Source organism: Cupriavidus sp. 207A1, assembly GCF_057798955.1.
In genome coordinates, this window is sequence record NZ_JBYOJO010000007.1 from 138,526 (window position 1) to 161,024 (window position 22,499).

The 22,499-nt window shown below is 69.0% G+C and carries 23 protein-coding genes; 9 read left to right on the top strand and 14 right to left on the bottom strand.

All coding sequences use genetic code 11. From position 1 onward, the window contains the following. Nucleotides 1-9: 9 nt before the first annotated feature. From mprA to AC3FMM_RS14830, 4 genes are all read right to left on the bottom strand, one after another. Entirely contained in the window at nt 10-1,638 is a 1,629-nt protein-coding gene (mprA, locus tag AC3FMM_RS14815; RefSeq protein ID WP_488686875.1) for an MprA protease, GlyGly-CTERM protein-sorting domain-containing form, read from the bottom strand. A gap of 150 nt (nt 1,639-1,788) precedes the next feature. Further along, complete coding sequence (locus AC3FMM_RS14820; RefSeq protein WP_115708874.1) at nt 1,789-2,235, bottom strand: hypothetical protein; 447 nt, start codon at nt 2,233-2,235, stop codon at nt 1,789-1,791. 68 nt (nt 2,236-2,303) lie between these two features. Continuing rightward, entirely contained in the window at nt 2,304-4,058 is a 1,755-nt protein-coding gene (recN, locus tag AC3FMM_RS14825; protein WP_414247996.1) for a DNA repair protein RecN, read from the bottom strand. A gap of 67 nt (nt 4,059-4,125) precedes the next feature. Further along, a complete protein-coding gene (locus AC3FMM_RS14830; protein ID WP_115681429.1) occupies nt 4,126-5,043 on the bottom strand; it encodes an NAD kinase in 918 nt (305 codons plus the stop codon). A 114-nt stretch (nt 5,044-5,157) separates the two neighbouring features. Between AC3FMM_RS14830 and hrcA the strand changes: the two genes are divergently transcribed. From hrcA to AC3FMM_RS14845, 3 genes are all read left to right on the top strand, one after another. Beyond that, nucleotides 5,158-6,192 (top strand): heat-inducible transcriptional repressor HrcA, encoded by a 1,035-nt coding sequence (hrcA, locus tag AC3FMM_RS14835; protein WP_018006939.1) that lies wholly within the window; start codon nt 5,158-5,160, stop codon nt 6,190-6,192. A gap of 109 nt (nt 6,193-6,301) precedes the next feature. Then, nucleotides 6,302-7,417 carry a ferrochelatase gene (hemH, locus tag AC3FMM_RS14840; RefSeq protein WP_488686876.1) on the top strand — a complete coding sequence of 372 codons (1,116 nt, stop codon included), beginning with the start codon at nt 6,302-6,304 and terminating at the stop codon, nt 7,415-7,417. Next, nucleotides 7,414-7,809: an RNA-binding S4 domain-containing protein gene (locus tag AC3FMM_RS14845; protein ID WP_018006937.1), complete on the top strand. Its 396-nt coding sequence runs from the start codon at nt 7,414-7,416 to the stop codon at nt 7,807-7,809. Before hemH ends, AC3FMM_RS14845 begins: the two co-directional genes overlap by 4 nt. Nucleotides 7,810-7,871: 62 nt before the next feature. Here AC3FMM_RS14845 and AC3FMM_RS14850 read toward each other — a convergent pair whose 3' ends face one another. Then, nucleotides 7,872-8,045 (bottom strand): hypothetical protein, encoded by a 174-nt coding sequence (locus AC3FMM_RS14850; RefSeq protein ID WP_172581729.1) that lies wholly within the window; start codon nt 8,043-8,045, stop codon nt 7,872-7,874. Nucleotides 8,046-8,320: 275 nt separating this feature from the next. On the opposite strand from AC3FMM_RS14850, the gene grpE reads away from it, so the two are divergent. Together grpE and AC3FMM_RS14860 are read left to right on the top strand one after the other, a co-directional pair. Beyond that, nucleotides 8,321-8,896, top strand: coding sequence for a nucleotide exchange factor GrpE (gene grpE, locus AC3FMM_RS14855; protein WP_115708880.1), 576 nt, complete (start codon nt 8,321-8,323; stop codon nt 8,894-8,896). A gap of 92 nt (nt 8,897-8,988) precedes the next feature. Further along, nucleotides 8,989-9,420 (top strand): thioredoxin family protein, encoded by a 432-nt coding sequence (locus AC3FMM_RS14860; protein WP_116312359.1) that lies wholly within the window; start codon nt 8,989-8,991, stop codon nt 9,418-9,420. A gap of 14 nt (nt 9,421-9,434) precedes the next feature. Here the strand turns inward: AC3FMM_RS14860 and AC3FMM_RS14865 are convergent, their stop codons facing one another. Together AC3FMM_RS14865 and AC3FMM_RS14870 are read right to left on the bottom strand one after the other, a co-directional pair. Next, entirely contained in the window at nt 9,435-10,733 is a 1,299-nt protein-coding gene (locus AC3FMM_RS14865) for a phospholipase A (RefSeq protein ID WP_115708882.1), read from the bottom strand. Between the two features lie 132 nt (nt 10,734-10,865). Beyond that, nucleotides 10,866-11,297, bottom strand: a complete 432-nt coding sequence (locus AC3FMM_RS14870) for a DUF1841 family protein (RefSeq protein ID WP_116312360.1) — start codon at nt 11,295-11,297, stop codon at nt 10,866-10,868. 113 nt (nt 11,298-11,410) lie between these two features. Between AC3FMM_RS14870 and AC3FMM_RS14875 the strand changes: the two genes are divergently transcribed. Continuing rightward, nucleotides 11,411-12,349 carry a DMT family transporter gene (locus AC3FMM_RS14875; RefSeq protein WP_115708885.1) on the top strand — a complete coding sequence of 313 codons (939 nt, stop codon included), beginning with the start codon at nt 11,411-11,413 and terminating at the stop codon, nt 12,347-12,349. 88 nt (nt 12,350-12,437) lie between these two features. Beyond that, entirely contained in the window at nt 12,438-13,025 is a 588-nt protein-coding gene (locus tag AC3FMM_RS14880) for a malonic semialdehyde reductase (protein ID WP_115708887.1), read from the top strand. A 74-nt stretch (nt 13,026-13,099) separates the two neighbouring features. On the opposite strand, the gene AC3FMM_RS14885 is transcribed toward AC3FMM_RS14880, so the two are convergent. Genes AC3FMM_RS14885 through AC3FMM_RS14895 form a run of 3 tightly spaced genes read right to left on the bottom strand, consistent with a single transcriptional unit; the run spans nt 13,100 to nt 16,375 of the window. Further along, entirely contained in the window at nt 13,100-13,825 is a 726-nt protein-coding gene (locus AC3FMM_RS14885; protein WP_488686877.1) for a Coq4 family protein, read from the bottom strand. A 16-nt stretch (nt 13,826-13,841) separates the two neighbouring features. Continuing rightward, complete coding sequence (locus AC3FMM_RS14890; protein WP_488686878.1) at nt 13,842-14,825, bottom strand: alpha/beta fold hydrolase; 984 nt, start codon at nt 14,823-14,825, stop codon at nt 13,842-13,844. Further along, a complete protein-coding gene (locus tag AC3FMM_RS14895) occupies nt 14,822-16,375 on the bottom strand; it encodes a flavin-containing monooxygenase (protein WP_488686879.1) in 1,554 nt (517 codons plus the stop codon). Before AC3FMM_RS14895 ends, AC3FMM_RS14890 begins: the two co-directional genes overlap by 4 nt. 85 nt (nt 16,376-16,460) lie before the next feature. Here AC3FMM_RS14895 and AC3FMM_RS14900 point away from each other — a divergent pair, with 85 nt between their 5' ends. Beyond that, the gene (locus AC3FMM_RS14900) at nt 16,461-17,138 is read left to right on the top strand and encodes a TetR/AcrR family transcriptional regulator (RefSeq protein ID WP_116312364.1); all 678 of its coding nucleotides are present in this window, start codon (nt 16,461-16,463) and stop codon (nt 17,136-17,138) included. Here AC3FMM_RS14900 and nth read toward each other — a convergent pair. Together nth and rsxB are read right to left on the bottom strand one after the other, a co-directional pair. Further along, nucleotides 17,107-17,751: an endonuclease III gene (gene nth / locus AC3FMM_RS14905; protein ID WP_092313897.1), complete on the bottom strand. Its 645-nt coding sequence runs from the start codon at nt 17,749-17,751 to the stop codon at nt 17,107-17,109. The genes AC3FMM_RS14900 and nth overlap by 32 nt on opposite strands. After that, nucleotides 17,748-18,569 (bottom strand): electron transport complex subunit RsxB, encoded by an 822-nt coding sequence (rsxB, locus tag AC3FMM_RS14910; RefSeq protein ID WP_115679897.1) that lies wholly within the window; start codon nt 18,567-18,569, stop codon nt 17,748-17,750. Before rsxB ends, nth begins: the two co-directional genes overlap by 4 nt. Before the next feature lie 321 nt (nt 18,570-18,890). On the opposite strand from rsxB, the gene AC3FMM_RS14915 reads away from it, so the two are divergent. After that, on the top strand, nt 18,891-19,526 hold the full coding sequence (locus tag AC3FMM_RS14915) for a TetR/AcrR family transcriptional regulator (RefSeq protein WP_018006923.1): 636 nt from the start codon (nt 18,891-18,893) through the stop codon (nt 19,524-19,526). A gap of 50 nt (nt 19,527-19,576) precedes the next feature. Here AC3FMM_RS14915 and AC3FMM_RS14920 read toward each other — a convergent pair whose 3' ends face one another. Both AC3FMM_RS14920 and AC3FMM_RS14925 read right to left on the bottom strand, forming a co-directional pair. Then, on the bottom strand, nt 19,577-20,845 hold the full coding sequence (locus AC3FMM_RS14920) for a polyhydroxyalkanoate depolymerase (protein ID WP_115708897.1): 1,269 nt from the start codon (nt 20,843-20,845) through the stop codon (nt 19,577-19,579). Between the two features lie 309 nt (nt 20,846-21,154). Next, complete coding sequence (locus AC3FMM_RS14925) at nt 21,155-22,351, bottom strand: amino acid aminotransferase (RefSeq protein ID WP_111519640.1); 1,197 nt, start codon at nt 22,349-22,351, stop codon at nt 21,155-21,157. Between the last annotated feature and the right edge of the window lie 148 nt (nt 22,352-22,499).

Below are 22,499 nucleotides of genomic sequence, written 5' to 3' on the forward strand. Positions count from 1 at the left end.
CCGCTGCCGCTAGCCGCGGCGGCGCAGTGCGAAGCCGGTCAGTCCCGCCAGGGCGAGCAGCAGCGCGCTCCACAGCGGCACCGCGCCGCCACCGCCGCCATCCGCGGCCGGTGCCGGCGCGGCCTGCGCCGGCGGCATGCCCAGCGCGGCCAGCAGCGCGCCGTCGGCATCGAGCAGCCCCGCGCCGCACACACCCGGGTTGGTGGTGCAGAACGTGCCGGAGGGATGCGGGCGCGCCGAACTCTTCAGCGCCGCGGTGACCTGCGCCGGCGTCAGCGAGCCATTGAGCGTGAACATCATCGACACCACGCCCGAGACCATCGGCACGGCGAAACTGGTGCCCGCCGACGACGCCACCACGTAGTTGCCCAGCGTCGTCTTGCCGTCGTTGCTGAGCGTGCGGATCACCGAAGGCGTGACCGTGCAGCGACCGTCGACCACCTGCGAGTTGCCGCAGCCGCCGCCCGGCGCGCTGATCGCCACCTGCGGGCCGACGTTGGCATAGCTGGCGTTCTCGCCGCCGTTGGCGTGCGCGGTGACCGCGATCACGCCGCTGCAGTCGGCCGGCGCCTCGACCGCACCGCGGTTGTTGCCGGCCGCGGCCACCACCACCACGCCGCGCGCATTCAGGTCGTTGACGGCCTGCTGCTCGATGCCGCTGCAGGTGCCGCCGCCCAGGCTGATATTGACCACGCGCGCCGGGTTCGGGTTGTCCGGCACGTTCGGCACCGGCAGGCCGCCGGCCCAGCGCATGCCGTCGACGGTGTCGGACAGCAGCGCGCCGCAGCGTCCCGACACCCGCACCGGCAGGATGCGCGCATTCCAGTCGACGCCCGCGATATCGCGCGAGTTATTGGTCAGTGCCCCCAGCACGCCGGCCACGCGCGTGCCATGCCAGCTGTTGTTGGTAGGAGCGGGCGTGGGCGTGCTGCTGCCCGGGCAGGTGAAGCCGGCTGGCAGGTTGTCGCCGGCATCGGTCGGGTCGCCGTCGCGGCCGTCGCCGTCATTGGAAACCGTGGTGGTGCTGATGAAGTCGAAGCCGGACAGCAGCCGTCCCTGCAGGTCGGGATGGGGCAGGATGCCGGTGTCCACCACCGCCACCACCATGCCGCTGCTGCCGCCGGTGCGGTCCCACGCGCGCGGCAGGTTGACGCCGCCGACTGCGGTGCCGGTGCCCTTCAGGTACGGCTGGTTGACCTGGAACTCGGGATCGTCGGGCAGGGTGTCGTGCAGCCGCAGCCAGCGGTCGGGCACGGCATCGGCCACGCGCGGGTCCTGGCGCAGTCGCGCCGCCGCCGCTTCGGGATCGGCGGCATCGGCGTCGGCCACCTGCAGCAGCTGCAGGTTGCCGCCCATGGCCCGGCGTGCCGACAGCGCGATGCCGGTGCGTTCGCTCAGCTGCTTGAGGGCTTCGGCAGCAGCCGGCGACTTGACGGCGCCGCTGCCATCGACCGCGGTAGTGCCGTCGCGCCAGCGCACGATGATCTGGCCGGTGTAGGCCGGCGCGGACTGCGCGCCGGCGGCCAGCGCCGTGCCGGTCGGGAGCGCGCCGCATGCTGCGGCGGTGGCCAGGGCGATGGCCCGCCAGCGGCGGGCCGCGAAGCTGCGGCGGAACACGGACAGCGCGGAATGCGGCATGGATTTCTCCTCCCTGGGGCGTAGCGCGCTCGGGCCGGGCCGGCGCGTGGGCATGTTATGTAGCGAATACGATCCCGCCGGGTTGTGCAAGGCCGGCTTTGGGATCGTCCGCGTTCGTTAATGCGGCGTTCCGTACAGATTCGGCACGTGCTAGCGCGCCGGCATGTCGCGGCTGGTGGGCATGCTGCGGCTGGGCTTGAGCAGCCGGTCCGGTTCGGCGGTCTCGATGCGCGGCGTGGCGCGCAGCGTGTCGACGGCCTGGTCGAGGGTGGCGTCCGCCGACGGCGAGATCGCCGTGACCAGCCACACTCCGCCCGACATCGGCCGCTTGACCACGTAGCGGATCGGGCCCTTGATCTCGGCCAGCAGCTTGCCGGCGTCTTCGGACAGGTCCACCGCGGGCGGCTTGAAGCGGACCATGATGTCGCCAAGCGCACGGTCGTCGCTGATGCTGCCCGGCGGCGGCGCCGAAGCCTTGTGCTGGGCCTGGCAGGCGGACAGTGCCAGCAGTGCGGCCGAGGCGGCGGTGGCAAGGGCCAGCACCGCGCGCCGCGAGGCGCGCGGGCGGTGGTCGGTGGGCGGCGCTGGGCGGGTCATGGGGAAAGCTCCTGTCGATAAATAAATTGGCGCGGTGCCACGCAAGGCCGCTCAATGTGGCGCGAACCTTAGCCGGCGGCGGCGGCGCGGCGGCCGCGCTTGCCGTCCTTGCCCGCGCGCGCGGGCTGGCCGGCGCCGCTGTCGGTCATGCCCTGCGCCAGCATCTCCTCGGCATGTTGCAGCGTCGTGGCGGTGACGGTGGCGCCGCCCAGCATGCGCGCGGTCTCGACCACGCGTCCGGCCGGGTCGAGCACGCGGATGCGCGAGCGCGTCACCGACGCGTCGGCTTCGGCCGTGGTTTCCTTGCTGACCAGCAGATGGGTGCCGGCCTGCGCCGCCACTTGCGGCAGGTGGGTCACGCACAGCACCTGGCGCGCGCGGCCGAGTTCCTGCAGGCGCCGGCCGACCACCTCGGCGACCGCGCCGCCGATGCCGGTGTCGACCTCGTCGAAGATCAGCGTGGGCGTGGGCGAGGCTTCGCTGGTGATCACCGAGATCGCCAGGCTGATGCGCGCGAGTTCGCCGCCTGAGGCGACCCGGGCGAGCGGGCGCGCGCTGACGCCGGCGTGGCCGGCCACCAGGAACTCGACCTGCTCCAGGCCGTAGCTCTGGCCTTCGTCAAGCGCATTGAGCGCCGCGACAAAGCTGCCGCCGGCCATCGACAGGCCCTGCATGGCGTCGGTGACCGCGCCGGACAGCGCCTGCGCGGCTTGCTTGCGGGCATGGCTGAGATGCTGCGCCAGCGTCAGGTAGGCGGCCTTGGCCGCGGCCTCGCGCGCCATCACCTTGTTCAGGTCCTGCGCGGCCTGCAGGTCGTCGAGCTGCTGGCGGCGCGCGACCAGTTCATCGGCGAGCTGCTCGGGCGGCAGGCGGTACTTGCGCGCGGTGGCGTGCAGCGCCTGCATGCGCTCTTCCACCGCCTGCAGCCGCTCGGGATCGAGCTCGAGCCGGTCGACATAGCGCGTCAGCGAATGCGCGGCTTCCTCGGCCTGCAGCTGCGCCGGCTCCAGCGCGGCCAGCACGTCGCGCAGCGCGGCGTCGACATCGGCCAGCTGCTGCAGCCGGTGCACGATGCCGTTGAGCGCCGACAGCACCGAGCCGTCGGCCTCGGACAGTGCGTCGAGCGCGGCGCGGCTGCCGTCGATCAGGCCGGCGGCGTGCGAGAGCCGGTTGTACTCCGACTGGATCTCGTCCCATTCGCCCGGCTGCGGGTTGAGCTTGTCCAGTTCCCCCACCTGCCATTCGAGCCGTTCGCGCTCGAGCTGCATCTCGCGCGACTGGTGCTCGACCGCTTCGCGCTGGCGCACGCAGGCACGCCAGGCGCGCCAGGCCTCGGCCACCGCGGCGGCCTGCTGCGTCAGGCCGGCGTGGGCGTCGAACAGCAGCCGCTGCGCATCCGGGCGCAGCAGTTGCTGATGCGCGTGCTGGCCATGGATGTCGACCAGCTGGTCGCCCACTTCGCGCAGCTGTGCCAGGGTCGCGGCGGCGCCGTTGATAAAGGCCTTGCTGCGGCCGCCGGCATCGACGGTGCGGCGCAGCAGCACGGTCGGCACGCCGCCGTCTTCTTCGCTGTTGAGCTCGCGCTCGGCCAGCCACGCATCGAGCGCGGGATGGGTCGAGAAGGTGGCGCTGACGCTGGCGCGCGGCGCGCCTTCGCGCACCACGCCGGCATCGGCGCGCTCGCCCAGCACCAGCGCCAGGGCATCGATCAGGATCGACTTGCCGGCGCCGGTCTCGCCGGTGAACACGGTAAAGCCGGAGGCGAAGTCCAGGTCGAGGGTGTCGACGATGACGAAATCACGGATGGACAGGCTGCGCAGCATCGTGGCGGGGAAGGGTGGTCGGTCCGATGACGGGTCGGGCTCGGGCTGAGGGGCGGCTGGATGGCGCTCAGAGGCGGTTGTCTTCGGACGGGTATTCGTGCCAGTGCAGCTTCTTGCGCAGTGTGGCGTAGTAGTTGTAGCCCACCGGGTGCAGCAGGTTGATGGTCTTCTGCGAGCGCCGCACCACGATGCGGTCGCCCGGCAGCAGCGAGGTCAGCGACTGCATGTCGAAGTTGACGCTGGCGTCGCGCGCGCTCGCCACCTCGATCGTGACCTCGGCGTCGTGCGGCAACACGATCGGCCGGTTCGACAGCGCGTGCGGGGCGATCGGTACCAGCACCACGCCCGACAGCGTGGGATGCAGGATCGGGCCGCCGGCCGACAGCGCGTAGGCGGTGGAGCCGGTGGCGGTCGACACGATCAGGCCGTCGGAACGCTGGTTGTACATGAAGTGGCCGTCGACCGAAACCGCCAGCTCGACCATGCCGGAGATGCCGGAGCGGTTCACCACCACATCGTTCAGCGCCAGCGCCGAGAAGATGTCCATGTCGTCGCGCACCACGCGCGAGGCCAGCAGCAGCCGGGTCTCGGACTCGTAGCGGCCGTCGAGCATGTCGGGCAGCACGGTGTGCGCGTCTTCCAGCGCAATATCGGTCATGAAGCCGAGCCGCCCGTGGTTCACGCCGATCAGGGGCACGTCATAGCCGGCGAGCTGGCGCGCAATGCCCAGCAGCGTGCCGTCGCCACCCAGCACCACGGCGACGTCGGCCTGCGTGCCGATCTCTTCGGCGGACAGGGCGGGGTAGGCGGTCAGCCCGGTGGCCAGCGCGGTCTCGCGCTCGAACACCACATCCTGGCCGTTGCGCAGGATATAGGAGGCGATCTCTTCCAGCGGCCCTTCGATGCCGGCGGTGGAGTACCTGCCCACCAGGGCGACGGTCTTGAATGGAGTGCGCACGGCGCTGGCTTTGGGTGGGGCGGACATGCCGGGATTAGACCATACCGCCGTGACGGTTGTCAGCAGGCGCTGGCGGCCCATCCCGCGGCACATCGGGCCGGTCCGCCAGAAGGTCCAAAACTTGCGTAAAATCGGGGCATCATGGATGAACGTTCCAAAACGCTGCTCAAGACCCTGATCGAGCGCTACATTGCCGAAGGCCAGCCGGTCGGTTCCCGCACCCTGTCCAAGTACTCGGGGCTGGACCTGTCGCCGGCGACGATACGCAATGTGATGTCCGATCTCGAGGAAATGGGTTTTATCGCCAGCCCGCACACCTCGGCCGGCCGCATCCCGACGCCGCGCGGCTACCGGCTGTTCGTCGATTCGATGCTGACCGCCAAGCCGCTCGAGCGCAACGCGGACCTGGCCGAGCTGACCGGGCAGATCCAGGACCAGCTGGGCGGCCAGCAACTGGGGCCGCAGCGCATGATCACGGCGGCGGCGCGCACGCTGTCCAACCTGTCGCACTTTGCCGGCGTGGTGATGACGCCGCGCCGCGCGCAGGCGTTCCGGCAGATCGAGTTCATGCGGCTGTCGGACAAGCGCATCCTGCTGATCATCGTCAGCCCCGAGGGCGACGTGCAGAACCGCATCATCCAGACCGAACTCCCCTACACGCCGGCGCAATTGATCGAGGCGGCCAATTTCTTCAACTCGCACTATGCCGGCATGAGCTTCGACACCGTGCGCAGCCACCTGCGGCTCGAGCTGCAGGACCTGCGCCGCGACATGTCGCAGCTGATGCAGGCCGCGGTCGAGGCCGGCAGCGCCGCCGAGGACGAGGACGACGACCACGTCTATATCAGCGGCGAGCGCAAGCTGCTCGAAGTCGACGACCTGGCCTCGAGCATGGACAAGCTGCGGCGCCTGTTCGACGTGTTCGAGCACAAGACCAGCCTGCTGCAGCTGCTGGACGTGTCCAGCCATGCGCAGGGCGTGCAGATCTTCATCGGCGGCGAAAGCCAGCTGGTGCCGATCGAAGACATGGCGGTCATCACCGCGCCGTACGAGGTCGACGGGCAGATCGTCGGCACCTTGGGGGTGATCGGCCCCACGCGCATGGCCTACGAGCGCGTGATCCCGATCGTCGACATTACCGCGCGGTTGCTGTCGAGCGCGCTGAGCCAGAACTAGTGGTCCGGCGTTCCGGTCTGACCCGCGGCTCTCCCATTCCCGCCGCGCGGGCCCGGCGCCGGCGCGCCGCCCCCGCCCCATCCCGGCATCGCGCCAACCCGCAAGCGACATGACGTTTTCTCCCGAACCGGCCTACCAGCACGGCCAGGCGCCGCGCACGGCGATCCTGCTGGTCAACCTGGGCACCCCCGATGCCCCCACGCCCAAGGCGGTGGGGCGCTACCTGAAGCAATTCCTGTCCGATCCGCGCGTGGTCGAGATCCCGCGCGCGGCCTGGCTGCCGCTGCTGTACGGCGTGATCCTGCCGCTGCGCTCGCGCGCGTCGGCGCTCAAGTACGAATCGATCTGGCTGCGCGAGGCCCATATGACGGGCTCGCCGCTGCTGGTCTACAGCGAGCGCCAGGCGCACGCGCTGCAGCGGCTGCTGCACCAGAACGGCCACGACGTGACGGTGGCGTGCGCGATGCGCTACGGCAACCCGTCGATCGCCTCGGTGATGGAAGCGCTGCGCCGCCAGGGCTGCGAGCAGGTGCTGGTGCTGCCGATGTATCCGCAGTACTCGGGCACCACTACGGCCACCGCCTTCGACGAGGTGTTCCGGGTGCTGGGCCAGTGGCGCAACCAGCCGGAACTGCGGCTGATCAAGCATTTCCATGACCATCCCGCGTATATCTCCGCGCTGCAGCAGCAGGTCGCCGCCTACTGGAGCCGGCACGGCATGCCGGATTTCGGCCAGGGCGACAAGCTGATCCTGTCGTTCCACGGCGTGCCGCGGCGCACGCTGGAACTGGGCGATCCGTACCACTGCGAGTGCCTGAAGACCGGCCGCCTGCTGGGCGAGGCGCTGGGCCTGCAAGCGGGGCAGTACCAGGTGACGTTCCAGTCGCGCTTCGGCAAGGCCGAGTGGCTGCAGCCCTATACGGCGCCGACGCTGGCGGAGCTGGGCAAGGTCGGCGCCGGGCGCGTCGACGTGTTCTGCCCGGGTTTTCCGGCGGACTGCATCGAAACGCTGGAAGAAATCGCCATGGAAGGCCAGACTGAGTTCAAGGTCGCGGGCGGCAAGGATTTCCATTTCATTCCATGCATGAACGATGCCGCGCCGTGGGTCGCGGCGATGGCGGAGATCGCGCTGCAGCACCTGCAGGGCTGGCCGCTGGCCACGCCGCGTGCGCATGAACTGGAGGCGCGGCGCACGCGTGCGCAGGCGCGGGGAGCGGCGGCATGAACGTGGATTTCGAGGCGGATGCGCGCCAGCGCATCGACAAATGGCTGTGGTGCGCGCGTTTCTTCAAGACCCGCTCGCTCGCGGCAGAAGCGGTGGAGCGCGGCAAGGTGACGGTCAACGGCCAGCTGTGCAAGAACTCACGCGAGGTCAAGCCCGGCGACAAGGTTGCGCTGGAGGCACACCAGCAGCGCTGGGAGCTCGAAGTGAAGGGCATCGCCGCGGCGCGCGGGCCGGCGCCGGTGGCGCAGACGCTGTACCAGGAAAGTGCCGAGAGCCAGTCGCGCCGGGCCGCCGACGCCGAGCGCCGGCGCCTGCAGCCCGAACCGTCCGCGCAGATCCAGGGGCGCCCGACCAAGCGCGACCGCCGCCGCATCGACGACTTCAACGGCTGAGATGGCAGCGCGGCGGCATCGTTGCCGGTGCCGCCGCGCGATGGATCGCCAGGTGGGGCGGGTTATTCCTGCGCGACTTCCTGGCTGACGAAGGGAACGATGTAGTGCTTGAACACCGCCTTGCCGCTGCCATACTCCGTATCGCGCGGAGTAAAGGCGCCGGACAGGCAGATAAAGGCGGTCATGACCGCCAGTGCGGCCACGAGGCACACCGTCACGACTGGGAGCTTATGCATGGCCAACCTTTCGGAAGCGGCACAAAAATGAACCATCTCCTGGGCCCTCGACATTTTTGTCATTTTTCTTACTAGGAATCTTAGTGAGGGCATTGGCGCAAAGCAATAAGGCGTCGATTGCAACGGGCCGGGCTTTGTAACCGTGTGTTTCGGCGTCGCGTCGGCGCCACTCTTGAAATGCGGCGAGCTGCCACCACCTGCATCGGACACACGCCGATTTACCACCCGCGGCCAGCCCCACGGCGGGCCGCGACACTGCATTGATACGGATCGACATGGAAGACCAGAAGCAGACGCCATCCAACCAGACTGCGACGCCTGCGGGCGAAGAGGCGGCCAGCACCGCCACCGCCAGCCCGGAGACCGGCGCGCCCGACACTGCGGCTGCCGCCGCGGACGACGTGGCGGCCCAGCTGGCCGCCCTGGAAGCCAAGGCCAGCGAGAATTACGACCTGTACATGCGCGCCGTGGCCGAAGGCGAGAACATCCGCCGCCGGGCCCAGGAAGATGTCGCCAAGGCGCACAAGTTCGCCATCGAGAACTTTGCCGACAACCTGCTGCCGGTCATGGACAGCCTGCAGGCCGCGCTGGCCGACGGCTCCGGCGACATCGCCAAGCTGCGCGAAGGCGTGGAACTGACCGCGCGCCAGCTGGCCGCCGCCTTCGAGCGCGGCAAGATCGTCGAGCTCAACCCGGTGGGCGAGAAGTTCGACCCGCACCGCCACCAGGCTATCTCGATGGTGCCGGCGGAGCAGGAGCCCAATACCGTGGTGACCGTGCTCCAGCGCGGCTACACCATTGCCGACCGCGTGCTGCGCCCGGCGCTGGTCACGGTGGCGGCGCCGAAGTAAGCCGCCGCCCCTGCCGTCCTGTCACGGCCCGACGCCCGGTGCCACCCGGCCCGGGCGTTCGTCATTGGCAGAAGCCGCATCAGGAGCGAACCATGAGCACCGAACCGCAAGCCGGCGCGCCGGATCCGTCCGCGGCCCCGCATCTGGACCACCGCGCCTTTGACGCCTTTGCCATGCGCGAGGTCGACGATGCCACCATCGACGGCGCCATCGCCGCGGCCGGCGACGCGCTGGTGTGCGTGTTCTTCTGGGGCGTGGACTGCTTCAACTGCGAAATGGCCAAGAAGGCGATGCTGGCCAATCCCGGGCCGGTGCGCGCGCTGGAACTGCACTGGCTGCACGCCAACGTCTATGCGCACCCGGAACTGGGGCGGCGCTTCGGCCTGCACGGCATCCCGGTGTTCATGTTCTTCCAGAACGGCAAGAAGCTGGGCCGGGCCACCGGCTGGCACGGCCACGGGCAGTTTGCCGCGGCCGTGGCCAATGCGCGCCTGAAGGCCAGCGGCAAGCCGCTGGCGGGCTAGCGACGGTCCCGGCTTCAGCGCGTCAGCGCATAGCCGATGCGGAACTGCCACGGCAGCTTGTGGTTGTAGTCCAGCAGGCTCTCGCCATAGCCGACGAAATATCCCGCCATCAGGTAGCCGGCCGTGCCGGGGATCAGCCGCGCCATCGGGTAGGTCAGCTGCGCGTCGACGCTGCCGTACCACTTGCGCGTGCCCTTGCGCAGCGTCGCCGAGAACTCCCATGAGTCCGGCCGCCCGTAGGCGATGCCGAGGTCCATGTAGCCGCGGTAGTGGGCGATGTCCGGGTTGTCGGCCTTTTCCACATAAGCGTAGAGCTTGGGCGCCACGCGCCAGTGCCAGTCGTTCTGGTCGCCGAAATAGAAGGTGGGCTTGACGAACACCGTGTTGATGCTGCGCGAGTCCGCGCCGTTGCGGCCGTTGGATTCATGCTCCAGGCCGGCGGCCAGCGACAGCCGGCTGATCACGTTGTTGCGCACGCCGGTATCCGACAGGTAGTAGAACAGGCTGGGCCGGTAGTTGGTGTCGCGGAACGGCGCCGAATCTTCGCTCAGGTCCCACAGCGAGAACTGGGTGTAGCTGAAGTAGAGGTTGTCGAACAGGCGCTTCGAGGCCGGATCCTCGCCCTCGAAAATGCGGTACTTGAAGCTGAACTGGAACTTGGCGTTGGCGCCATCGTTCGCCCCGACCATGAAGTACATCGGGTCGTGAAACGACAGCCGGGCGCTGTCGCGCAGGTCGGCCGGGGCGGGGGCCGCGGCCTGGGCCGTGGTGACTCCGGTCACCGGCACGGGCGCGCCGTCCGCGGAGTCGGGGCTGTCGGCAACCGCGGCCGGCGCCTGGCTGGCCACCGGCGGCGTCGACGTGGCCGCCTCGCCCGGCTGCGGCAGCCGGTTCAGCGTGACCAGCACCGGCGCGGCGTCGATGCCGGTGGCATCCAGCCGCACCTGGCCGCGCAGCACCGGCGGCAGCGCCACCGTGTAGTGGATGGCGCGATGCTCGCCACGGCGCAGGTTGACCACGGCGGGGCCGGAGACTTCGCGCCACAGCACCAGCCGCACCGGCGCCTGCATCTCGCCGGAGGCGGTCACTTCGAGTGTGTCGGGAATACGGTAGCGGCGCGTGGTGTTGTCGGCCGACACCACCAGGGTCAGCGTCAGCGGCTGGTTGCCGTCGATCACGCGCGGCGGCTGCAGCAGCGCCACGCCGGCATGGCCGGCCAACGGCCAGGCCAGCATCAGCGACAGGCAGAGGGGGGCGACGGCACGGCTGGCTGGCGCCAGACGCTGCCGCGAGAAAAGGGCAGTAGGGGGCATGAAGATGCGCGACGTTGCCGGGTGATGGCAACGTAACTAGGGGAAATACGGAGCCCAAAGCCTACCACGGCCGCCCGCAACGGCTTGTGAGGAATTGTACGCTGCACTTTTTGCGCGTACCGGCGCGCGCTGTCAGCGGTTGGCGCGGCGCCTGACGCAGTCGACGTAGTGGTCGCCGTCCGGCGGCTGGCCGGTGCGCTGGGCCTGCCACAGCATCTCGCCCAGGCATTCCATCACCTGGTGCTGGGCTTGGTGCGGGGAATCGAGCCGGCGCGCGAGCGCCTCGTAGGCCTGGCGGATGCCGCGCGGCTGGTCGACCGAGACCTGCTCCGAAATCGACAGGTGCATCGCCAGGTGCAGGAAGGGATTGGTCTGGCCTTGCTCGGGGGTGTAGTCCTGCGCCAGCGCGCCTTCGGTGTCGCGCAGCAGGTCCTGGTATTCCGGGTGCTCGCCGATCCAGTCGACGGCAATGGCTTCCAGCGGGGTCAGCACGCCGCCTGCGATCTGCTTCTGCCAGGCATCGCAGAAGAACCGGCGGACTTCTTCTCGTGAGGGATTGAACATGGTGGCGCCATTGTAGACGACGGGGGCGACCCTTGCCGGCGGCCCGACGGTGGTCGAAATGGCGGCGATGGTCCCAAGTAGAATTGCGGGATCGCCGACTTCCTGCCTGCCCGATGAGCGCTTCCGCCCCCACCGCCCCGACCGCTGCCCGCGACAAGCTGGCCGGCGTGCTGCTGATCGCGGTCTCGGCCAGCGCCTTCGGCGCCATGGCCATCTTCGCGCGCTTTGCCTACGCCGCGGGCGCGGACGTGTACGGCCTGCTGCTGGTGCGCTTCCTGCTGGCCGCGGCGGCGCTGGCGTGGGTGATGCGCACGCGCGGCATCGCGCTGCCGCCGTGGCGGCGCGTGCTGGCGCTGGCGGCGATGGGGGGCATCGGCTATGTCGGCCAGTCGTTCTGCTTCTTCAGCGCGCTCAACCATGCGCAGGCCAGCCTGGTGGCGCTGCTGCTGTACCTGTATCCGCTGTTCGTGACCATCCTCGCGGCCATCTTCCTGAAGGAGCGGCTGACCACCGCCGCGGTGGTGGCGCTGGTGCTGTGCTCGGTGGGCGCCGGGCTGACCGTCGGCGGCGGCGCGGGCTCGCCGCTCGGAATCGCGCTGGGGCTGGCGGCGGCGGTGATCTACTCCGTCTACATCATCGTCGGCGCGCGCCTGACCGCCGGCGTCAACCCGATCGCCACCACTACCGTGATCTGCACCGCGGCGGCGCTGGTCTACGGCGCTGTCGGCGTGCTGCGCGCCGGCGCGGGGACGCCGCCGCAGTTTCCGGCCGATGCCGGCGGCTGGCTGGCGCTGGCGGGGATCGCGCTGCTGTCGACCGTGCTGGCGATCCTGACCTTCTTTGCCGGGCTGCAGCGGCTGGGCGCGGCGCAGGCGTCGATGCTGTCGACGCTGGAGCCGGTGGTCACCGTGGTGCTGGCGGCCCTGCTGCTGGGCGAGCAGATCGGCGCGGCGCAGGCGCTGGGCGGGGGCCTGATCCTGGCGGGCGTGCTGTGGCTGACCCGCCGCGGCAGCGCACCCGCCCCGGCGCGCGCCGACATCCAAGGGAATTGAACGGGTTGCTCAAAGGCGCTGTCGTGAGGCGCGCCGGCGCTTGGGTACAATCGCGCCTTCTCTTACCTCCCGTACAGAAAGGACGCGCATGTCCCAGATCGACCACGCCGCCCTGGCGCAACTGTTCACCGAAGCCCGCACGCACAACGTGTGGCAGGACCGCCATGTGGACGACGCCGTGCTGCACCAGGTCTATGAAGCGATGAAGTTCGGCCCGACCGCTGCCAACAGCAGCCCCGCGCGCATCGTGTTCGTCAAGAGCGCCGCCGAGAAGGCGCGCCTGGTCGACTGCGTCTCGGCCGGCAACGTCGACAAGACGCGCTCGGCGCCGGTGACCGCCATCGTCGCCTTCGACACCGCCTTCCACGACCAGTTGCCCAAGCTGTTCCCGCATGCCGACGCCCGCTCCTGGTACGCCGGCAACGATGCCAAGATCGCCCGCGACGCGCTGATGAACAGCTCGCTGCAGGGCGGCTACTTCATTCTCGCGGCGCGCGCGCTGGGCCTGGACTGCGGCCCGATGGGCGGCTTTGACGCCGACAAGGTCAACGCGGCGTTCTTCCCGGACGGCAAGTGGCAGGTCAACTTCCTGTGCAACCTGGGCTATGGCGTCGCCGACAAGCTGTATCCGCGCGGCCCGCGCCTGTCGTTCGACGAAGCCTGCCGCATCGTCTGAACCCGCCCGTTACCGGCAAACAAAAAAGCGACCCGCGTGGTCGCTTTTTTTTCAGGCCTTGCCTGGCGCGTGGATCAGGCGGTCCATTGCTGCATCGGATTGCAGGCCAGGTAGCGGCGCGCCTGGCCGATCCCAAGCCGTGCGCGCGCCGCGTCGATCGGTTCGTGCAGCAGCTTCTCGTAATCCTCGCCCAGCAGCCAGCCGGCGCGGCGGCCCAGCCGGTAGCCCTCCAGCACGGCGCGCGCAAAGGCGAGGCTGCCGGTGACGCGCAAGCTCTTGAGCGACGCCGCGATGGCGATGAAGGCCCAGCCCTTGCCGCCGGTCTGCGCATAGCTGAACGCCACCAGCGCGGCTTCGCCCAGGCTTTCGTCGGCGCGGTAGCCGGTCAGCACATGCCAGATGTCGTGGATGTCGCGCGTGCGCCGGCCGAACCACAGGTAGGCGTCTTCGAGCACCGGTTCCTGGTCGAGGTTCGACACTTTGGCCAGGCCGTTCGCGCTGTATCCGGTCTGTTCGAGGAAGGCGCGATAGGCCGCGCCGACCGTGCCCGGCGCGAAGCCGGCCACGTAGGCGGGATCGGACAGGCGCTCGGCCAGTTCGATGCGCTGGTAGACCATGCGGCGCCCGTCGTGCGTGGCCAGCAGGCGGCTGAAGTTGCGCGGCATCGACGGGCCGTTGAGCGCGCGCATGATGCGGAATACCTGCTCGGTGTCGTTGCCGTCCGCCATCAGCTTGCGCACCGCGCGCAACGCGGCGAAGGCATCTTGCTTGTAGGGGTTGGAAGCCGTCGTGGTAGCCATGGGCGCTCTCCTGGGATCAAGCGAACTGTGCCGGCCGCGGCGCGGTGCCCTGCATCCGCGCCGCGGCGGCGCGCACGAAATCGACGCTGGTGTCGATGGCGGTCACCGGCAGCATATGCCCGCCGCTGACCAGGGTCAGCGTGGCGCCCGGCACCTTGGCCACCAGCGCCTCGCCGTGTTCGGCGAAGTCGAGGATGCGGTCGTCGCGGCCGTGCAGCACGCTGACCGGCACGCGCAGCGTGCCGTAGTGGCGCAGCAGCGCTGGCAGGCTCTGCGCGGCGCCGAGCAAGTCTTCCGACGCCGCCAGGAAATGGCGCGGGCGCAGGGCCAGCAGGCCGCCGCCGCGGGTCGGGAAGTCGTCCGGCACCGGGTCGGGGCCGAACACGATGTCCATGACCTCGGCGCGATGGCGGATCGACATCGGCACCACCAGGGTCCACGCCAGCAGCCGGCGTTGCCATGCGCGCGGCACGGTCATGGCCCGGAACACCGGCGAGATCTCCCTGGGCGGATGTGTCAGCGGCGCGATCAGGGCCAGGCCGCCGACGCGTTCCGGGTGCCGGATCGCCAGCGCCAGCGCAATCGCGCCGCCCAGCGAATGGCCTACCACCAGCGGACGTTCCAGGCCCAGCTTGTCGCACAGCGCGGCCAGCGCGTCGGCCTGCGCGGGCAGGTCGGCGGCGCTGCCGGGCGTACGGGTGGAATGGCCGGCGCCGGGGCGGTCGACAGCGATGACGCGGAAGCTCTCGGCCAGCGGCGCGATCATGCCGTAGCCGAAGTTCTCGAGCTGGCCCGACAGGCCATGCACCAGCAGCAGCGCCGGGCCTTGCCCGCGCTCCACCACATGCAGCCGCGCGCCGGGCACGTCGACAAAGCGGCCCGGCGGCGGCATCGCGGCTTCGATGCGGCGTGCGGTACGCCAGGTGTACAGCCATAGCGCGGCGCCGGACAGCAGAATCAGCGCCAGCAGCACGGCCAGGACGATCAGCGCAACAGTCATGGCTGCACCTCGCGCGCGGCGACGGCAGCAACCGTGCTGGCGCCCGTTGCCTCCGGCGCGTTGCGCGGCTCGCGCAGCGCCGGTGGCGCGCCGAACTGCAGCACGCCATCGGCGATGCGTCCATACCGTATCGTCAGCAGGTCTTTCAGGTAGTTCTGGTGCACACGCCACGGCTTGCGGTCGCCCTGGCGCGGCAGCACGCCGGCGGCGCGCTGCACATAGCCCGAGGTGAAGTCCAGGAACGGCGTCGGCTGCACCGCCGCGGGCGCGCGCGGCACGGCAATGCGGTGGCCATGGCGGTCCATGTGGCGCAGCAGGCGGCAGACGTACTCGGCGGTCAGGTCGGCCTTGAGCGTCCACGAGGCATTGGTGTAGCCGAATGCCAGCACCAGGTTGGGCACGTCGCTGAGCATCATGCCCTTGTAGGCCAGGCATTCGGCGGGGCGGCGCGGCTGGCCGTCGACCGTGAGCGCAATGTCGCCCAGCATGTTCAGCTTCAGCCCGGTGGCCGTCACCACGATATCGGCGTCGAGCGACTTGCCGCTGGCCAGCTCGATGCCATGTTCGGTGAAGCGCTTGATGGTGTCGGTCAGCACCGAGGCGCGGCCCTCGCGCAGGGCGCGGAACAGGTCGCCGTCGGGTACCAGGCACAGGCGCTGGTCCCAGGGCTTGTAGCGCGGCGTGAAATGCGTCGCCACGTCGAAGTCCGCCGGCAACTGCGCCGCGGCCATGCCGACCAGGCGCGCCTTGACGCGTTCCGGCCGGCGCCGTGCCAGCTGGAAGAAGGTCATGCCGAGCAGCACGTTCTTCCAGCGTGTGGCGGTGTAGGCCAGCCGCTCCGGCAGCACGCGCCGCAGGGTGCGCGCAATGGCGTCCTCCCCGGGGCGCGTCACGATATAAGTGGGCGAGCGCTGCAGCATGGTCACGTGCGCCGCGCGGGCGGCCATCGCCGGCACCAGCGTGACCGCGGTGGCGCCGCTGCCGATCACCACCACGCGCTTGCCGGCGTAGTCGAGCGACTCGTCCCAGAACTGCGGGTGCACGATGCGGCCGCGAAAACGGTCCTCGCCGTCGAACGCGGGACGATGCCCCTCGGCATAGCTGTAGTAGCCGGCGCAGACATAGAGCAGGCGCGCACGCACGCGCACCCGGCTGCCGTCGGCGCCGCGTTCGGCTTCGACGGTCCAGCACGCGTCGGCGCTGTCCCATGCCGCGCCGACCACGCGGTGGCCGAAGCGGATCTGGCGCGTGATGCCGGCTTCCGCGGCGGTCTCGCGGATATAGGCGCGGATCGACGGGCCGTCGGCGATGGCCCTGGCGCCGCGCCAAGGCTTGAAGCGGTAGCCCAGGGTGTACATGTCCGAGTCCGAGCGGATGCCGGGGTAGCGGAACAGGTCCCAGGTGCCGCCGATGGCGTCGCGCGCCTCGAGGATGGCGTAGCGCTTGCCGGGGCAGCGCCGTTGCAGCTGGCGCGCCGCGCCGATGCCGGACAGGCCGGCGCCCACGATCAGCACATCGAGAACTGCGTCATCGGAACTGGCATCGCGCATGGCAGGCATCCGGTCAGTGACACTTCTGACAACATAGATTGTCAGAAGCGACCAGGCAAGTTTTCTGACCATAGGGAATGCCATAATGGCGCGCATGACCCCCGAGCTGACTCCCACGCGCCGCTATCGTGGCGCCGAAGCCGAAGAGCGCCGTGCCCAGCGCCGCGCGCAACTGATTGCCGCGGCCGTGCAGGTCTACGGCGAGCGCGGTTACCAGAACGCCACGGTCAAGGCCGTGTGCGAGGCCGCGGGCCTGACCGAGCGCTATTTCTACGAGTCATTCGCCAACAGCGAGGCCTTGCTGCTGGCATCGTTTCAAACGGTGACCCATCGCTTGCTGCACACCCTGGTGCAGGCGGGCGAGGCCGCCGGCCACGACGGCGCGCAACGGGCGCTGGCGATGTTGCGCGCCTATTTCGGCGCGCTGCAGCGCGAACCGCGCTCGGCGCGGGTGTTCCTGGTGGAAATCCGTGGCGTCAGCAAGCTGGTCGACGGCGCGCTGGCCGATTCGCTGGATGAATTTGGCGGGCTGCTGGCGCAGGCGCTGCTGCCGCCGGGACGCGAGCGTGATCCACTGCTGACGGCGGGCGTGGCGGGCGGCGTGGTCCACCTTGCCGTGCGCTGGATCCGCCACGGCTACAGCCCCGATGTCGACGTGGTCGCGCGCACCGCGCTGCAGCTGGCGCTGGTGCTGGCGCACGAGCCCGAGCCAGCGCCCGAGCCGGCCGCGGCTACAGCTGCGGCGCCGGGGTTTTCTCCCTGAACTCGCACAGCGTTTCGATCGCGCAGTGCCAGCATTCCGGCTTGCGCGCCTTGCACACGTAGCGGCCGTGCAGGATCAGCCAGTGATGGGCGTCGTGCAGGAATTCATGCGGCACGCACTTGAGCAGCTTCTGCTCGACGATGTCGACGTTCTTGCCCGGCGCCAGGCCGGTGCGGTTGGAGACGCGGAAGATATGCGTGTCGACCGCGATGGTGGGCTGGCCGAACGCGGTGTTGAGCACCACGTTGGCGGTCTTGCGGCCCACGCCCGGCAGCGCTTCCAGCGCTTCACGCTCTGCCGGCACCTTGCCGCCATGGCGTTCGACCAGGATGCGGCAGGTCTCGATCACATGCCTGGCCTTGGTCTTGTACAGGCCGATGGTCTTGATGTATTCGCTCAGGCCGGCTTCGCCCAGCTCCAGCATCTGCCGCGGCGTATGCGCGACCGGGAACAGGCGGCGCGTGGCCTTGTTCACGCCAACGTCGGTGGCCTGCGCCGACAGCAGCACGGCGATCAGCAGCTCGAATGGCGAGCTGTACTCCAGTTCCGTGGTCGGAGCCGGATTGACTTCGCGCAGCGTCTCGAAGATGGCACGGCACTTGGCAGCGTTCATGATTCTTTCTTCGGGTCGTTGGCCGGGTCGTGCGCGGGATGGGGATCTTCCTGCCGCGGTGTCAGCCCGGCGCGCGCGCGCCGCGCTTCGGCGGCATCGATCTGCGCCTGCACCGCGGCCGACACGTTGTCGGTATTGCGCGGCCGCGCGGCCTGCTGCTTCTGCCGCGCGCGTTCGATCGCGGCCTGGATGATGGCGCGCTTGCGTTCCTGCGCGGCGCGCTCGGCGTCGTTCTCGGGCGCTTCGGCCTGCACCGCGGCGAGCTTGGCGGCGGCCTTGGCGGCCAGGCGCGCATCGTTTTCCTCGCGCTCGCGCACCAGCCGCGCGTTGCGCGCCAGGTAGCGCGCCTGCGCGGCATCGGCCTGCGCCTGCGACCACGCGTCCCAGCCGGTGCGCGTGCCGGTGACGGGGACCATGTCGATGCAGTCGACCGGGCAGGGCGGCACGCACAGGTCGCAACCGGTGCACAGCTCGGGGATCACGGTATGCATCTGCTTGGCGGCGCCGGCGATGGCGTCGACCGGGCAGGCCTGGATGCAAAGGGTGCAGCCGATGCAAAGGCTCTCGTCGATGCGGGCGACGGCGCGCGGCTGCTCGGTGCCGCGTTCGGGATCGAGCGGCAGGGGCTCGGTGCCCAGCAGCGCGGCCAGGCGCGCGATCCCCTGTGCGCCGCCCGGCGGGCAACGGTTGCAGGCAGCCTCGCCGCTGGCCATGGCCTCGGCGTAGGGGCGGCAGCCGCTGAAGCCGCACTTGGTGCACTGGGTCTGCGGCAGCAGCGCCTCGAGACGGTCGGCGAGGGACTTGACGGCGGGATTCACGACAACGGACAGCAATTCAGGGGACAAGAGCAGGGTCAAAATAGCGCGCCAGCAGCCACACCAGCGCGGCGCGGCCACGGGCAAAGCACGATATTTGCGCAATGCTGTGAGCGGTTGGCGACATAACGGCGGCCTTGCGGGGGCGGACAATGTGCTGGCGGCCCCTGCGGCACCGGGGTCTCTGCGGACCCTGCGGTTTTCGCGCCGCAAGGATTATCCCCGATTTCGCCGGCGGACAGAAACGGCGATGATGCGCGTCGCGCGGCCGGATTGCCGCATTCCGGCCTGTGCCATAATCCGCGCAACGATCGACCACACCCCATGTCAACAGAGCCCAAGACCAAACGCGACCCGGAAGGGACGCGCCGACGCATCCTCGCTGCGGCCACCGAGGAATTCGCCAAGGGTGGTCTGGCCGGCGCCCGCGTCGACCAGATTGCCCGGCGCGCGGAGACCAACGAGCGCATGCTGTATTACTACTACGGCAGCAAGGAGGGCCTGTTCCTGGCGGTGCTCGAGAAGCAATACGCAAACTTCCGCGCCGCCGAAGAGCAACTGCACCTGGTCGACGAAGACCCCGTCGAGGGCGTGCGCACGCTGGCCCGCTTCGTCTGGGACTGGTACTACGAGCACCCCGAATTCATCCGCCTGGTCAACAGCGAGAACCTGCACGAGGCGCGCCACCTGAAGAAGTCCGCGCAGCTGCAGCAGCTGATCAACCCGGTGGTCGACGTGCTTGCCGACGTGATCCGGCGCGGCCAGCAGCAGGGATTGTTCCGCGACCATATCGACGTGCCGCAGTTCTACCTGACGATTTCCGCGCTGGGCTACTACGTGCTGTCGAACCGCTACACCATCAGCGCCGTGATCGGCCGCGACGTGGCATCGCAGCAGGAGCACGAGCGCTTTGCCGAACTGCACACGGACATGCTGCTGAGCTACCTGAAGAAGCCCTGAGGCGCCGGCGGCGCCGCCCAGACAGTAACGCCCGCTTGCGCGGGCGTTTTTTACTTGCTGGCCACGGCCACCGGGGCCTGGTGGTACTTGCGGATAAAGTCGCGCAGCTGCGGGTAGATGTCCTCGCGCCAGCGCCGGCCCGAGAAGATCCCGTAGTGGCCGCAACGCTCGGCGTTCAGGTGCTGCTTGCGGTTTTTCGGGATGCCGGCGCACAGGTCGTGCGCGGCGGCGGTCTGGCCTGCGCCGGAGATGTCGTCGAGCTCGCCCTCGATGGTCATCAGCGCCGTGCTCTTGATGTCCTGCGGGCGCACGGGCTTGCCGTCGATGGCCCAGGTGCCGTTGGCCAGGCGGAATTCCTGGAACACCTCGCGGATGGTGTCGAGGTAATACTCGGCGGCCATGTCGAGCACCGCGTTGTATTCGTCGTAGAAGCGCACGTGCGCCTCGGCGTCGTCGGCATCGCCCTCGACCAGGCTCAGGTAGTAGTCATAGTGCGAGGACAGGTGCCGGTCCGGGTTCATCGCGACAAAGCCGGCATGCTGCAGGAAGCCCGGGTAGACGCGGCGGCCGTGGCCGGGGTAGTTGGCCGGCACGGTGTAGATGACGTTGTTCTCGAACCACTCGTAGGACTTGTTGGTCGCCAGCGAGTTGACCGCGGTCGGGCTTTTGCGGGCGTCGATCGGGCCGCCCATCATGGTCATGGTGCGCGGCGTCTTCTCGCCGGCGGACGCCATCAGCGAAATCGCCGCCAGCACCGGTACCGTGGGCTGGCATACCGAGATCACGTGCAGGTTCTCGGCGCCGATATGGCGGATGAATTCCTGGATGTAGTAGATGTAGTCCGACAGGTGGAAGGCGCCGTCCTCGACCGGCACCATGCGCGCATCGATCCAGTCGGTGACGTAGACCTTGTGGTCCTGCAGCAGCGTGCGCACCGTGTCGCGCAGCAGCGTGGCGTGGTGGCCCGACAGCGGCGCGGCCACCAGCACCACCGGCTCGTCCTTGAGCAGCTTGATGGTTTCCGGATCGTCGGCATAGCGCTTGAAGCGCAGCAGCTTGCAGAAGGGCTTTTCCAGCACGGTCTGTTCGACGATGGGGATGTCGCGCCCGTTGGAGCGCACCGACTTGATATCGAACGCCGGTTTTTCGTATTCCTTGCCAAGCCGGTACAGCAGTTCGTAGCCGGCGGCCAGGCGGGGCGCGCCAGGTACCAGCGACATCGGGCTGAGGGGGTTGGTGAAGGTCTTGGCGGTCGCCTGGGCCCACGCGGTCAGCGGGTGCAGGATCGAGCGCTGGAACTCATGCAATTGATAGAGCATGCCGTTTCTGCCTGGTCTTACTGAGGATGCGTACCACCAAGTAACAATGTACTGACAATACACCTGGGATCGTGTGGCGCCGATTATGCCTGAATCGAACGACCGTGCTAACGATCTTGCTTTGCAGCATATACCTTAAAGTACTTCCCTATGCGCGGAACACAATAAGGCATTGGCCTGATTTTTCGATGACAACCTCCTACAACATCGCAAACAAATGCAAAAAGCGGCCGAAGCCGCTTTTTTTCTACGGTTTTGTGATGCCCACGCCAGTTGCCGTCCGTTGCGGCGCGGCAACTGGCAACGGTGTTACATCACGGCCGCGATCGCGTCGACCACCGCATCGATGTTGCGGCTGTTCAGCGCCGCAACGCAGATGCGGCCGGTGCTGACGGCGTAGATGCCGTGCTCGTTGCGCAGGCGGTCCACCTGGGCCGAGGTCAGTCCCGAGTACGAGAACATGCCGCGCTGGGCCTTGACGAAGGAGAAGTCGCCCGGCACGCCCTTGGCGGCCAGCTTGTCGACCAGCGCATGGCGCATCAGCTTGATGCGGTCGCGCATTTCGGCCAGTTCTTCTTCCCACATGGCGCGCAGTTCCGGGCTGTTCAGCACGGTCGCGACCACGGTGCCGCCGTGGGTCGGCGGGTTGGAATAGTTGGTGCGGATCACGCGCTTGACCTGCGACATCACGCGCTGCGCTTCTTCCTTGCCGGTGGTGACGATCGACAGTGCGCCGACGCGCTCGCCGTACAGCGAGAAGCTCTTCGAGAACGAGCTCGACACGAAGAACGGCAGGCCGGAATCGGCAAACAGGCGCACCGCGGCACCGTCGGCATCGATGCCGTCGGCAAAGCCCTGGTAGGCCATGTCCAGGAAGGGGATCAGGTTGCGTTCCTTGACCAGTTCCACCACCTGCTGCCACTGCTCGGGCGACAGGTCGACGCCGGTCGGGTTGTGGCAGCAGGCGTGCAGCACGACGATGGTGTTGGCGGGGAACGACTTCAGCGATTCCACCATGCCGGCGAAGTTCAGGCCGTGGCTCGGGGCGTCGTAGTAGGCATAGTTGACCACCGGGAAGCCGGCGGATTCGAACAGCGCGCGGTGGTTTTCCCAGCTCGGGTCGCTGATGGCGACCTTGGCGTCCGGGTACAGGCGTTTCAGGAAGTCGGCGCCGATCTTCAGCGCGCCGGTGCCGCCAAGTGCCTGGGCCGTCACCACGCGGCCTTCCGTGATCAGCGGCGATTCCTTGCCGAACAGCAGCGTCTGCACCGCCTGGTCATAGGCCGCGATGCCTTCGATCGGCAGGTAGCCGCGCGGGGTGGCGGTGGTCAGACGGGCTTTTTCTGCCTCCTGGACGGCGCGCAGCAGGGGGATTTTCCCTTCGTCGGTGAAGTACACGCCAACGCCCAGGTTGACCTTGGTCGCGCGGGTGTCGGCATTGAAGGCTTCGTTGAGGCCCAGGATCGGGTCGCGCGGGGCCATCTCGACGGCAGAAAACAAACTCATTTGGAATCTCGTGGTCGGCTATGTGAAAAACGGAAGGCGTAGAATGCTCCGTACTGCGCTGGAGGCTGGCAGGCCCGGCCGCGCTCTTCTTGGCTTGAAGCGGGGGCTGACAACCCCAAGATTCTAGCGTAATCCGCCCGTTTTCCTC